9 protein-coding genes are annotated in these 12996 nt (G+C 50.3%); 8 read left to right on the forward strand and 1 reads right to left on the reverse strand.

Annotated features, from left to right (window positions below):
- Nucleotides 1–28 precede the first annotated feature (28 nt).
- From FM042_RS09125 to trhA, 4 genes are all read left to right on the forward strand, one after another.
- Nucleotides 29–1180 carry an efflux RND transporter periplasmic adaptor subunit gene (locus tag FM042_RS09125; protein ID WP_143236125.1) on the forward strand — a complete coding sequence of 384 codons (1152 nt, stop codon included), beginning with the start codon at nt 29–31 and terminating at the stop codon, nt 1178–1180.
- Complete coding sequence (locus FM042_RS09130) at nt 1177–4311, forward strand: efflux RND transporter permease subunit (RefSeq protein ID WP_143236126.1); 3135 nt, start codon at nt 1177–1179, stop codon at nt 4309–4311. The genes FM042_RS09125 and FM042_RS09130 overlap by 4 nt, the downstream gene beginning before the upstream one ends.
- Before the next feature lie 70 nt (nt 4312–4381).
- Nucleotides 4382–4642 carry a DUF3081 family protein gene (locus tag FM042_RS09135; RefSeq protein WP_143236127.1) on the forward strand — a complete coding sequence of 87 codons (261 nt, stop codon included), beginning with the start codon at nt 4382–4384 and terminating at the stop codon, nt 4640–4642.
- 32 nt (nt 4643–4674) lie between these two features.
- A complete protein-coding gene (gene trhA, locus FM042_RS09140) occupies nt 4675–5319 on the forward strand; it encodes a PAQR family membrane homeostasis protein TrhA (protein WP_185960757.1) in 645 nt (214 codons plus the stop codon).
- Nucleotides 5320–5467: 148 nt separating this feature from the next.
- Here the strand turns inward: trhA and typA are convergent, their stop codons facing one another.
- The gene (gene typA, locus FM042_RS09145) at nt 5468–7300 is read right to left on the reverse strand and encodes a translational GTPase TypA (protein WP_143236128.1); all 1833 of its coding nucleotides are present in this window, start codon (nt 7298–7300) and stop codon (nt 5468–5470) included.
- Between the two features lie 364 nt (nt 7301–7664).
- On the opposite strand from typA, the gene FM042_RS09150 reads away from it, so the two are divergent.
- From FM042_RS09150 to ntrC, 4 genes are all read left to right on the forward strand, one after another.
- On the forward strand, nt 7665–8312 hold the full coding sequence (locus tag FM042_RS09150; protein ID WP_143236129.1) for a DsbA family protein: 648 nt from the start codon (nt 7665–7667) through the stop codon (nt 8310–8312).
- 297 nt (nt 8313–8609) lie between these two features.
- Nucleotides 8610–10019, forward strand: a complete 1410-nt coding sequence (gene glnA / locus FM042_RS09155) for a glutamate--ammonia ligase (RefSeq protein ID WP_143236130.1) — start codon at nt 8610–8612, stop codon at nt 10017–10019.
- Nucleotides 10020–10404: 385 nt separating this feature from the next.
- Nucleotides 10405–11508, forward strand: coding sequence for a nitrogen regulation protein NR(II) (gene glnL / locus FM042_RS09160; RefSeq protein ID WP_143236131.1), 1104 nt, complete (start codon nt 10405–10407; stop codon nt 11506–11508).
- The gene (gene ntrC / locus FM042_RS09165; protein ID WP_143236132.1) at nt 11509–12903 is read left to right on the forward strand and encodes a nitrogen regulation protein NR(I); all 1395 of its coding nucleotides are present in this window, start codon (nt 11509–11511) and stop codon (nt 12901–12903) included.
- The last annotated feature ends 93 nt before the right edge of the window (nt 12904–12996 follow it).

The following is a 12996-nucleotide window of genomic DNA, read 5'->3' on the forward strand; positions in this document are numbered from 1 at the left end:
GTAAAGATGCCAAATTGGAGTGAATCGAATGAAACGACTGCAGACGTTAAACCCATGGAGCCGAGTATTGGTGGTTGCAAGTGCAACACTAATGCTTGCTCAGCTGTCTGCGTGCTCAGAAGGGACGGCGATGAACGATGAAGACACGCGTCCCGCTCATCGCGTACTGGTGAATACAGTACAGGCACAAACTCTTGAATTAGAACGTTCTTTTGCCGCCCGAACAGAAGGTTCTATGGTTACCGAAGTGCGTGCGCGCGTTGGTGGTCAGCTAGAAGAACGTCATTTCAATGAAGGCCAATTGGTGGAGAAGGGAACCATTATGTTCTCTATCGAAAAGGCCCCTTACAAAGTGGATTTACAAAAGGCTCAAGCCGAGCTTACAAGCGCCGAAGCAACCTATAACGAAGCGCGTCGAGATTGGGCGCGGGTAGAGAACCTGTTTAGCGATGGCGCGGTGAGTGCGCGTGAATTTGATCAAACTCAATCGCGGGTGGAATCAGCGGAAGCGGAGCTTGAAGGGGCGCGAGCTACCTTAGAAGACGTGAAGCTGCGCTACAACTACACCGAAATTAGTGCGCCAATTACCGGTGTCGCGAGTCGTGAGTCGGTGTCTGTGGGGAACTTGATTCAAGCGAATGACACACTAGCCACTATTGTGAGCTTGGATCCTATCTATGTGCATTTCAATGTGCCAGAAAGTGATATCGCTGCAAACTATTTATTACGTGCGACCAGCCTTAGTGCTGACGACGAGCGTCCTGGTCCTGCGGCCCGCTTACGTTTTAGCGATGGTCGCGAGCATACGACCGAAGGATACATTGATTATGTGAGTCGGATTGTTGATCGGGAAACGGGTAGCATAGAGGCTCGCGCGGTTATCCCTAATCCAGATATGACACTACTGCCAGGCCAATTCGTTCGAGTACAACTCCCGCAAATTGAATTACAGCACGCCATTACGGTTTCGCAGCGCGCCGTTGTGCAATCGGGCCGGCACTCGGTCGTGTACATTGTCGATAACCAAGACATTGTGCAGGTACGTGAAGTGACGCTCGGTGTGCGTGTAGGTAATCAACAATTGATCGAACAAGGCTTAGCAAGTGGCGATCGCGTGATCGTTGAAGGTTTGTCCATGTTGCAGCCAGGGACTCGGGTGCACGTGGAGGAAGATGAATGATTGCACGCCACTTTATTGAGCGCCCGGTGCTGGCATCGGTGCTCTCAATTCTGATTGTATTGGCTGGGTTAATGGCATTACGCATGCTCCCGGTACAGCAATATCCGCAGATTGTACCGCCCCAAGTGGTGGTGAGTGCAAGTTATTCGGGGGCGACAGCTGAGGCCGCATCGCAAGCGGTTGCCGCACCACTGGAGCTCTACATCAACGGCGTGGAAAACATGCTGTATATGACCTCGTCGGCAGATGATACGGGCTCTGTTTCACTAACGGTTGTGTTTGCCGTGGGTACCGATGTGGATCAGGCGGCTATTGATGTTGAAGCGCAAGTGCAACGAGCCTATTCCCGTTTACCGGAAGAAGTGCAGCGCAGTGGTGTTGAGATTCGCAAGCAATCGAGCGCCATTTTGAAGATTATTTCATTGAGCTCTCCGGATGGTAGCCGAGATGCTCTGTTTTTGAATAACTACGCCACCCTAACAGTGCAAGATGAACTCAGTCGTGTGGATGGCGTGGCACAGGTTACATTTTTTGGTTCGAAGACCTATTCAATGCGGATTTGGTTGCTGCCGGACCAACTGGCAGATTATGGCCTCACCCCCGCCGATGTACGTGCTGCAGTAAATGAACAAAACAATATGTTCGCAGCAGGGCGTTTTGGTGACGCACCGAACCCAGGAAACCCGCAAGAACTGACGCTCCCGATTGGTACTGAGGGGCGTTTCTCCTCGGTTGAGCAATTTGAAGAGATCATTTTACGCAGCGACCCAGGTGGTTCCGTGGTAAGACTACGTGATGTGGCACGCGTTGAGCTTGGGGCGAGTAATTACGATTTCGATGCGGTTCAGAACGGTGAAACCGTGGTCTCCATGGGGATTTTTTTACGCCCTGGCGCCAACGCACTAGAGGTGTCGGAGGAAGTCGATAAAGTGATGGCGCGAATGAGCCAATCCTTCCCCAGCGGGGTGACTTATTCCACCTCATTTGATACCACCGACTTTGTCAAAGTGTCGATTCAGCAAGTGGTGCTCACCCTGTTCCAAGCACTCTTGTTGGTCATGGGCGTTATCTATCTCTTTTTACAACGCTGGCGCGCTACCTTAATTCCGCTACTGTCCATTCCCGTTGCGCTGATTGGTGCATTTGCCGGCATGTTTGTATTTGGATTCTCAGTTAACTTACTCACATTACTCGCCATGGTTTTAGCCATAGGTATTGTCGTCGATGATGCCATTGTGGTGCTAGAAAACGTGGAACGCTTGATGCGTGAGAAAGGTCTCACGCCGAAGCAAGCTGCCATCGAAGCGATGGAAGAAGTATCCATTCCGATTGTCACCATGGTGTTGGTACTAGCCGCTGTATTTATTCCTGTTGCCTTCCTCGGCGGATTAGCGGGAGTGATGTATCAGCAGTTTGCACTTACTATCGCTGTATCTGTTATTTTATCGGGGTTTGTCGCCTTAACCTTGAGCCCAGCTTTGTGTGCGCAAATTCTCAAGGAAAAGCCTGAAGATCCTCCCCAACTGCTGAAGCGATTCAATGTGTGGTTCGAAAAAGCCACACAGAAGTACACCGATGGTGTGCGCTTTATGCTGAAGCGTACCGGCATGGCATTTGCCATATTTGTCGGTTTGGGCTTGATTGCTTTCGGAGGCATTTCACAGCTTCCTGGCGGTTTAGTGCCCGACGAAGATCAGGGTTACGTTTTGGTAAGCCATCAACTCCCAGTGGGTGCATCGTTGGATCGAACGCGCGAGTTTTCCCTCGCTTGGAACGAAGAGTTACGCACTACAGAATCCGTGAGCAACACCTTAACCTTTATGGGGTACGACCTCGTAGGCGGAGGCCGGAAGCCGAATGTGGGTGCGAGCTTCGTTACCCTCGATCACTGGAGTGATCGCAATTTGCGACGCAACAGTTCGTTTAAGTTTGCCGAAGCCATCAATGAAAAGGGTCAAGCATATCGGGAAGCCAATATTACCGCGTTTAACCCGCCGCCGATTTCGGGAATTTCTACCACAGGTGGCCTCGAGGCCTATTTAATGGCGGTGATGGACGGTGATAATGAAGCCTTGGTTGAGCGTCTAAATGAGGTGATTGCCGCGGCCAATGAGCGTCCAGAGTTGCAAAATGTGCGCACGACGTTATCCATGGATATCCCCCGTTATGTTGCGCATGTGGATAGAGAACGAGCCAAGTCTTCTGGGGTTGCGATTACCGATATTTTTGCCACTATGTCGGCGAACTTCAGCCGCACTACCCTCAATGACTTTAACTATTTAGGGCGCGCTTGGCGGGTGTACATGATGGGTGAGTCTTCATTCCGAGAAGGCCCCCACAACTTAGCTGACGTATTCGTGCGCTCTAACAGCGGTGAGATGATTCCGTTGAACTCGTTGGTACATTTGGAGCGAACAACGGGCCCAGATACAGTGCATCGTTACAATAATAGGCCAGCTGGACGCCTATTGGCGGATCCTATGCCTGGGTACAGCAGTGGTCAAGCCATGCGTGCGTTTGAGCAAGTGGTTGCTGACGTGGTGGGCGACACTTACGATTATCAATTGTTTTGGACAGGTGCATCGCGACAAGAGCGGGAAAGCGGCAGTGCCGCGCCTCTCGCATTTGGGTTTGGCTTGTTAATGGTATTCTTGCTCCTTGCGGCGCAATATGAACGCTGGACGCTGCCTTTAGCTGTACTTACCGCCATTCCTTTTGCGGTGTTTGGTGCAGTGATGGCGACCTGGATGACAGGGTTACAAAACAACATTTATTTCCAAGTCGGGTTGTTGGTACTGTTAGGGCTGTCGGCGAAGAATGCCATTCTCATCGTCGAGTTTGCGGTACTTAATCGCAAACGCGGTATGGCCGTAACGGCTGCCGCTATTACTGCTTGTAAGCAACGCTTCCGTCCAATCTTAATGACATCTCTGGCCTTTATTTTAGGTGCTATGCCGTTGGCGTTTAGCTCCGGTGCAGGTGCTGCGGCGCGTCAAGCAGTGGGCGTGACAGTGGTTGGCGGCATGTTGGTTGCCACTTTTGTGTCTATTTTCTTTATCCCCGTATTCTACCAGTGGATTGAGAAAACCTTCCTCAAACGAGAACTTGCCAAGAAAGCCGGATCTAAGTAGGTCCGGCCCTTGAGTTATTGCCTATCCGGTGCCATAGATCTAATACAGGATCGTCACTATTGGAGCGGTTATGAAAGATGACTTAAGCGTACGCATGATTTTATCGGTATTCGAGAAAGTCCAGAAGCATGGCGAGCACAAGGATGAGCGCCATGAGTTGGAGGGGATTACTGGATTTACCGATCACGATGGTTATACGGTGTTTCTCGAAGGCTTCAATGTCAAACTACGTACAGGCTTCCACAACACCTATCATCTCGACTACGACTCAGAGCGGGCATTTGGTAGTTTTGCGCAGAAACTGAAGTATATCGATGAAAACTATGATTAAATGCCATCTCTGGTAACTGGTCAGAGGTGATCATGAGTTCTGCAAAAAAATATACATTACTTGAAGAAATCGCCCATTCGGTGAGTCACGGTATCGGTGCCGTGCTCGGAATTGTCGGCTTAGCTGTCATGGTCGCGCTGTCGGTGAAGTACGGCGATATCTGGATGGTGGTGAGCACGTCTATTTACGGTGCGTCGGTCATCTTACTGTATACCGCGTCGACGCTGTATCATGCCATCACCCATCCGAAAGCCAAGCGCGTGTTCCAGTTGATGGACCACGCCATGATTTTTATTCTTATTGCCGGTACGTACACGCCGTTCCTGTTAGTGAATTTGCGCGGGCCCTGGGGCTGGACGCTGTTTATCATTATTTGGACAATCGCGATTTTGGGCGTGCTGCTTGAAACCATGAAGAAAGAGCGAGTGAAGTGGTTATCCCTCACGCTCTACCTAGGTTTAGGTTGGATGGCCTTGGTGGCAATGAAGCCAATGCTGGAATTAGTCCCCATGGTGGGTTTACTGTGGCTGCTCGGTGGCGGGATCTTGTATTCTCTCGGGGTGATTTTCTACGTGCGTAAACAAATGCTGTTTCACCATGCGATTTGGCATGTGTTTGTACTTGCTGCCAGCGTTGCCCATTTCCTCGCCGTTATTTATGGTGTGATATTAGCGTAGCCAATGCATCGCGTTGGTGGAGATAGATGCGCAAGGCCAATGCATCGCGTTGGTGGAGATAGATGCGCAAGGCCAACGCGGTGCGTTGGGTACTGGATTACACATACAAAAAAGCCCGGCGATTGCCGGGCTTTGACTTGATAGGTCTTTATGCTTCTTCGGTTTGGCGTGAAGCACGCTTGCGGTCACTTTCAGTGAGCAACTTCTTACGAATCCGAATCGACTTAGGCGTGACTTCTACCAGCTCATCGTTGTCGATAAACTCAAGCGCACGCTCAAGTGACATACGAATTGGTGGTGTTAGCGTTAGCGCTTCGTCAGTACCGGCCGCACGAATGTTGGTTAACTGTTTGCCTTTCAAGCAGTTCACAGTTAAATCATTAGAACGGTTGTGAATACCGATGACTTGGCCTTCGTATACTTCATCTGCATGTGATGCAAACAAGCGCCCACGCTCTTGCAGGTTAAACAGGGCGTAAGCCAATGCTTTACCTTGCGCGTTTGAAATCAATACGCCGTTCACGCGCTGACCAATCTTACCGCCTTTATGTGGGCCGTAATGATCGAATGCGTGGTAAATCAAACCTGTACCTGAAGTAAGCGTCATAAATTCAGTTTGGAAACCAATTAAGCCACGGCTTGGTACCATAAAGTCGATACGGGTACGGCCTTTACCATCTGGGCTCATGTTGGTCATTTCGGCTTTGCGTAAGCCCAAAGCTTCCATTACAGCGCCTTGATGTTGGTCTTCAACGTCAACGGTCAACGTTTCGTACGGTTCGAACTTTTCGCCGTTCTCATACTTAATAATTACTTCAGGGCGCGATACGGCTAATTCGAAGCCTTCGCGACGCATGTTTTCAATCAACACGCCTAAGTGCAATTCGCCACGGCCAGATACACGGAATTTATCCGGGTTATCGGTTTGCTCAACGCGCAATGCAACGTTGTGCGTGAGCTCTTGCTGTAAGCGGTCGAGAATCTGACGCGATGTTACAAACTTACCTTCTTTACCAGCGAACGGTGAGGTGTTGACCTGGAAGGTCATAGTCACAGTTGGCTCATCAACGGTAAGTGGCTTCATCGCTTCTGGCTGACCATGCATACACACGGTGTCAGAAATGTTCAAATCGCCCAAACCAGTAATGGCGCAGATGTCGCCGGCGTGAGCGGAGGTCACTTCCATCCGGTCAAGGCCGAGGTAACCAAATACCAGACCAATTTTACCGTTACGGGTTTTGCCCTCGGCATCAACGATGGTGACTTGTTGGTTTGGCTTGATGGTACCGCGACGGATACGGCCGATACCGATAACACCCACGTAGCTTGAGTAATCAAGCTGTGACACTTGGAACTGCAATGGACCATTTAAGTCTGCATCCGGTGGTGACACCTTATCGATAATGGTTTCAAACAAAGGAGTCATATCCGTGCTTGGGTTTGCTGGATCCAAGGTTGCATAACCGTTTAATGCAGAAGCATAAACGATAGGGAAATCTAACTGCTCGTTGTTTGCGCCCAAGTTATCGAACAAATCGAATACTTGATCAACCACCCAATCAGGACGTGCGCCTGGGCGGTCGATTTTGTTCACAACAACGATGGGGTTCAGGCCGTGAGCAAAGGCTTTCTGTGTTACGAAGCGCGTTTGCGGCATCGGGCCATCAACGGCGTCAACCAACAGAAGAACAGAGTCAGCCATCGAAAGTACGCGCTCAACTTCACCACCGAAATCGGCGTGTCCTGGGGTGTCCAGGATGTTGATGTGGTAATCGCCCCAGTTAATGGCGGTGTTTTTCGCCAAAATGGTGATTCCACGTTCTTTTTCAATATCGTTAGAATCCATGATGCGCTCTTGCACTTCGCCACGGCTCTCAAGAGTGCCAGACTGTTGCAGAAGCTTATCAACTAAGGTGGTTTTACCATGGTCAACGTGGGCGATAATCGCGATATTGCGTATTTTTTCGATAGCTTTGGACATAAAACTGTTTTTCAACCTGTAATAGAAGGCATCACCTACACCCTGAATCAGCGATTCGAGGCAGGGCAGCGGGCCTTAGGGGGGCGGATCATACGCTGATTTCGCTGAATAAAAAAGCACCTATAGCAGTTAGACACGTAAAATTAACACAATGGTAACGATTTACAGGGGGTTGCGGGCAGTTGTAAAAAATAAAAATGAACAAGTTAGCTCCCGCATGATGTGAAAAGCGCTTTGTGCGCACTCCTCGACTAAGCTACTATCGAGTTGAACAACTATTCCGCCCCAGGGGTGGAGTTCACGATTTCAAACAATTCCGCCTTAGACGTGAAATTATCGTCGCTGCTATAAATAAGGAAGCATTATGATTCGTCGTTGGCTCAGCTCGGCACTTCTCGCTTTGGTTACCGTTGTATTGATTAGCGCCTGTAGCGAAGTTCCCGAAGAAGATACCACCAGCCTTACCTTCCAAGAAGGTGCCCATTATCGGGTGCTTGAGTTCCCTGTGCACCAGGATCAAAGCGCCCCCTTTATCGTCGAATACCTATGGGTGGGATGTCCTTACTGCCAGCAGTTTGAGCCCATTTTGCAGGGTTACAAACAGGCGAACCCTGACGTAACCTTCGTGCGCCGGCACGGCTCGCTTACCAACCGTTGGATCGTCGATGGCCGTGTGTTTCACGCCATGGACTTGCTGGCAGATCATGATGTGACGCCAGCGCTGTTGCAATTTTATGCCAGCAAAGCACCGAACTTGCCCGGTAGTGAGGATTTGGTTGAGTTTATGGAAGAGCACGGGTTTGATGCAGATGAAGTATTTGCCAAGGCCGACAGTGAAGAAGTGGATGCGATTATGGAGGCTAATCTCACGGATATGAGCCAAAATGATATGCGCGGCGTGCCTGCTATCGTGGTGAATGGCCGTTATTTGATTAGCAATTCATTACCAGAAAACATCGCTACGACCGATGATTATTATGCACTGTTAGATTACCTATTTACCTTAGAGTAGCTCATTAGCGGTGGGCGTCGGCAGTATTTGCGAACGCCCACCGCCACTTCGCACCAAAGTGGTGCCATAATTGCACCATATTGGTGCTAAATGCGATAAATTCATGTCATATTTTCCATTCTCACGCCTGCCTACGTTTAGTGAATTTATTTAATCTTTAAAAATCAATAGGTAAGCAATCTGGCATAGGCTTTGCTATACCTATCTGTAGCACGCTAATTACTAGCGTAATGTGATTCGACTTGGTGTCGACCACACCTTTTTAAGCACAGACGATGCGACGAACCGGAGGTTACTATGTCTGTTAAAGCCGTTATGGATTTAATTGAAGAGAATGAAGTGCGCTTTGTAGATTTGCGCTTTACTGATACCAAGGGTAAAGAGCAACACGTGACTATTCCTGTGTCGCAGATCGACGAAGACTTCTTCGAAGACGGTAAAATGTTTGACGGCTCTTCAATTTCGGGCTGGAAAGGAATCAACGAATCAGACATGGTACTGCAGCCAGACACCAATGCTGCGGTTATGGATCCGTTCTCAGAAATTCCAACGCTTATCGTTCGTTGCTCAATTTTGGAGCCAGATAGCCGCCAAGGTTACGACCGCGACCCGCGCTCTATTGCACGCCGTGCTGAAGAATATCTGAAATCAACCGGTATTGCCGACACCGCACTGTTTGGCCCAGAGCCAGAGTTCTTTTTATTCGACGATGTACGTTTCCACACTGACATGAGCGGTTCGTTTTACAAAATCGACTCTGAAGAAGCAAAGTGGAACTCAGGTCGCGACTACGCAGAAGGTAACTTAGCGCACCGTCCAGGCGTAAAAGGCGGTTATTTCCCAGTACCACCAGTAGATTCATCTCACGATATTCGTAGCGTGATGTGTGAAACGATGGAAGCCATGGGTTTAGTGGTTGAGGCGCATCACCACGAAGTAGCGACGGCTGGCCAGAATGAAGTGGCAACGCGCTTTAATACCTTGGTGAACAAAGGCGACGAGATTCAAATCTACAAGTACGTAGTGCACAACGTTGCCCACGCCTATGGCAAAACGGCGACCTTTATGCCGAAGCCAATCGTTGGCGACAACGGCTCGGGTATGCATGTACACATGTCGTTAGCAAAAGATGGCAAGAATTTGTTCAGCGGCGACAAGTACGGCGGCCTGTCAGAAACTGCCCTGTTTTTCATTGGTGGTATCATTAAGCATGCACGCGCCTTGAATGCCTTCACCAACCCAGCGACGAACTCATACAAGCGTTTGGTACCGGGCTTCGAAGCACCAGTGATGCTCGCTTACTCTGCTCGCAACCGCTCAGCGTCGATTCGTATTCCTTTGGTACCAAATCCAAAAGGACGTCGTATCGAAGCGCGCTTCCCAGATCCGGTGGCAAACCCATATTTAGCCTTTACTGCACTAATGATGGCCGGCCTCGACGGAATCCAAAACAAAATCCATCCTGGTGATGCGATGGACAAAGATCTCTATGATTTACCGGCCGAAGAAGCCAAAGAGATCCCAACCGTTGCCCATTCATTAGAAATGGCGCTGGATTGTTTAGACAAAGACCGCGACTTCTTGAAAGCCGGCGGCGTGATGAGCGACGACATGATCGACGCCTACATTAAGCTGAAGCGTTCAGAAGTGGAAACACTAAACAAAACCACACATCCGGTTGAGTTCGATATGTACTACTCGTGCTAATACCGATGAGCTGTCGGTAGACACCGGCAGCTAACGGGATTGAGCACAACAAGAAAGCTGCACGGGTACCGCTCGCTGCAGCTTTTTTTATCCCTGCAGCAGTGGCAAAAACAGAATTCCGCCCCAGGGGTGGAATTCACGAAAACAGAGTTTCGCCCCAGGGGTGGAATACACGAAAACCGAGTTGCACCCCTGGGGTGGAATTGTTTAACCCACGGTGTGGTGCGGGTTGTGGAGGAGTTGGGAGACATCGGAGATGGCGTTATGCCCCAGGGGTGGAATACACGAAAACAGAATTGTACCCCTGGGGCGGAATTGTTGGAGATTGTGTATTGCACCAAGTTGGTGCAAACTGTGGGTTCGTGAATATTCAGTTGAGGGTGGTATGGCAACAACGTCGCCGTGGGTAAGTGAACACCTCACCGATCAGTTGGTGATGGGGCTGCTTATATTGGATGAGTCGCTTGCGGTGCGCTACGCCAATGCGTCGGCGGAAGCTATTTTCGCGGGCAGCTCACGGCGTTTAATTGGGGCTCCTCTAGATTCCCTACTCCGCTACAGCAGCTTTGATTTACACCTTCTGCGCTCTGTTCTTGCAAGCCAACAAACCATTTCCGATAGCGACGTAAGCTGGGTGCTGCACGATGGCAAGGCCATCACGGTAGAACTCACAGCATCAGTGGCCAGTTTTCCCAGCGTTGCTAGCGAATCCGGCGATGTTGTGTTGCTAGAACTTCGGCAAGTGGACCTGATTCGCCGAATCAACCAAGAGCAAGTGCAGCAACATCAATTAGAAGCGGCACAGCAACTTGTGCGTGGTCTTGCCCACGAAATCAAAAACCCTTTGGGCGGTATTCGCGGTGCGGCGCAATTACTGCAATCACAACTCACCGAATCCCAACGGGAATACACACAGATGATCATGGATCAATCCGACCGCTTGCGGGCCCTGGTGGATCGTTTGCTTGGCCCCAATCGGCCGAGTGCTCGAGCGCCCGAAAACATTCACGCCATTTTGCAGCGCGTGCTCGATGTACTGAGCCTTGAGCACAGTGAAAACACCGCCATTCGCAAAGACTACGACCCAAGTTTGCCTGATATTCATGTCAGCGCTGATCAAATCGAGCAAGTGTTACTCAATATTATTAAGAACGCATTTGAGGTGGTAGAAGGTCAAAACGGCGGTGAAGTTGTGGTTAAAACCCGGGTATCTCATCAAGAAACTATTTATGGCAAGCGTTACCGCCAGTGCGCTGTGATTTGCATTCAAGACAATGGCCCGGGCGTGCCAGCAGATCTGAAGGATACTTTGTTTTACCCCTTAGTGAGCGGCCGAGAAAACGGCACGGGGCTCGGGCTGTCGATTGCTCAATCGCTAGTGCACCAACACGCCGGTAAAATAGAGCTGAATAGCCGTCCTGGCTGCACTGAATTTACTGTGTTTTTACCGTATGCAGAAAGCAGCGAAACCACTCAGGAGGTAGCGTAGATGGCGCGTGATGTGTGGGTTCTCGACGATGATAGTTCGATTCGCTGGGTTTTGGAGCGGGCATTTACTGGAGCGGGCTGGACCCCGGTGATGTTTGCTGACCCCCATGCGTTCTTAGACGCGCTAAAAAATGCAGAGTCAGCGCCAGACTTGGTGCTTACCGATGTAAGGATGCCTGGCATCGACGGCATGGAAATCCTCAAAGAGCTCCGCAGCACTTGGGCGCAACTACCGGTCGTGGTGATGACTGCCCATTCGGATTTAGCCAGCGCAGTGAATGCGTTCAAAGGGGGGGCTTTTGAATACTTACCGAAACCCTTTGATCTCGATGATGTGATTGCTGTCGCTCAACGGGCAGTAAAATCACGCACTCAAGATGCGCCGAGCAATAAAGTACAACCCTCGCAAACCGGCATTATTGGTGAGTCGCCCGCAATGCAGGAGGTGTTTCGGGCCATCGGGCGCTTATCGCGCTCCAGCGTGACGGTGCTTCTTACTGGCGCCACAGGTACAGGGAAGGAATTGGTCGCCAGAGCGCTGCACCAACATAGCCCGCGTAGCGATAAACCCTTTGTCGCCCTAAATATGGCAGCTATCCCAAGCGAACTGATTGAATCTGAATTGTTTGGCCACGAGAAAGGGGCCTTTACTGGCGCGTTACAGCGTCGTGATGGTCGATTCCAACAAGCGAACGGCGGAACACTCTTTCTTGATGAAATCGGCGACATGCCGTTAGCGGTGCAAACCCGTTTACTACGCGCGCTGGCAGAAGGTCAGTTCTACCCCGTAGGAAGCCATCAACTCGCGACTGTGGATGTGCGTGTCATCGCCGCCACCCATATTGACTTGCGCAAAGCCATTGCGGAAGGACACTTTCGCGAAGACTTATATCATCGCCTGAATGTTATCCATGTGCGCTTACCCTCTCTCACAGAGCGTCGCAGTGATATACCAGCCCTCACCGAACATTTTCTGCAGCAAGCCTCCGTTGATTTGCAGATGCCCGCCAAGCGCTTAACAAAAGCGGCATTGGCTGCCCTTGAGCAGGCGGAGTGGCCAGGTAATGTGCGCCAGCTAGAAAATCTCTGTCGTTGGATCACGGTGATGGCTAGCGGTGATTGGGTGGATGTAGATGAGTTACCGGAACTCACCACGTCGGAACCGCAAACTGATGATTGGCAGCAAGGGCTTTACGCCTATTTGCGCCGTGAAATCCGTGCGGATGCTCAGGATATATTTACCCAAGTTCAAGATGAAGTGGAACGCTTAGCCATTGAGGTTGCCTTACAAGAGACGGGCGGTCATCGCCAACGAGCAGCGGAGATTCTGGGTTGGGGTCGCAATACGCTGACCCGCAAAATTCAACGACTTACGGATAAAAACGTTGCAAAATAAGGGCTTTCCCCTATATGTAAAGTGGCATGATCAGTGTAAAGATACAATGTAAAGGCCAATTGTAAAGAGAACGAAAATCGACTTTTGTTCGGG

Source organism: Aliidiomarina halalkaliphila (assembly GCF_007096385.1).
Taxonomy (GTDB): Bacteria; Pseudomonadota; Gammaproteobacteria; order Enterobacterales; family Alteromonadaceae; genus Aliidiomarina; species Aliidiomarina halalkaliphila.

What these genes read in the sequence shown, in the direction of transcription:
- FM042_RS09125 (WP_143236125.1), top strand. Translation starts at nt 29, where the DNA reads ATGAAACGACTGCAGACGTTAAACCCATGGAGCCGAGTATTGGTGGTT.
- FM042_RS09130 (WP_143236126.1), top strand. Translation starts at nt 1,177, where the DNA reads ATGATTGCACGCCACTTTATTGAGCGCCCGGTGCTGGCATCGGTGCTC.
- FM042_RS09135 (WP_143236127.1), top strand. Translation starts at nt 4,382, where the DNA reads ATGAAAGATGACTTAAGCGTACGCATGATTTTATCGGTATTCGAGAAA.
- trhA (WP_185960757.1), top strand. Translation starts at nt 4,675, where the DNA reads ATGAGTTCTGCAAAAAAATATACATTACTTGAAGAAATCGCCCATTCG.
- typA (WP_143236128.1), bottom strand. Translation starts at nt 7,300, where the DNA reads ATGTCCAAAGCTATCGAAAAAATACGCAATATCGCGATTATCGCCCAC.
- FM042_RS09150 (WP_143236129.1), top strand. Translation starts at nt 7,665, where the DNA reads ATGATTCGTCGTTGGCTCAGCTCGGCACTTCTCGCTTTGGTTACCGTT.
- glnA (WP_143236130.1), top strand. Translation starts at nt 8,610, where the DNA reads ATGTCTGTTAAAGCCGTTATGGATTTAATTGAAGAGAATGAAGTGCGC.
- glnL (WP_143236131.1), top strand. Translation starts at nt 10,405, where the DNA reads ATGGCAACAACGTCGCCGTGGGTAAGTGAACACCTCACCGATCAGTTG.
- ntrC (WP_143236132.1), top strand. Translation starts at nt 11,509, where the DNA reads ATGGCGCGTGATGTGTGGGTTCTCGACGATGATAGTTCGATTCGCTGG.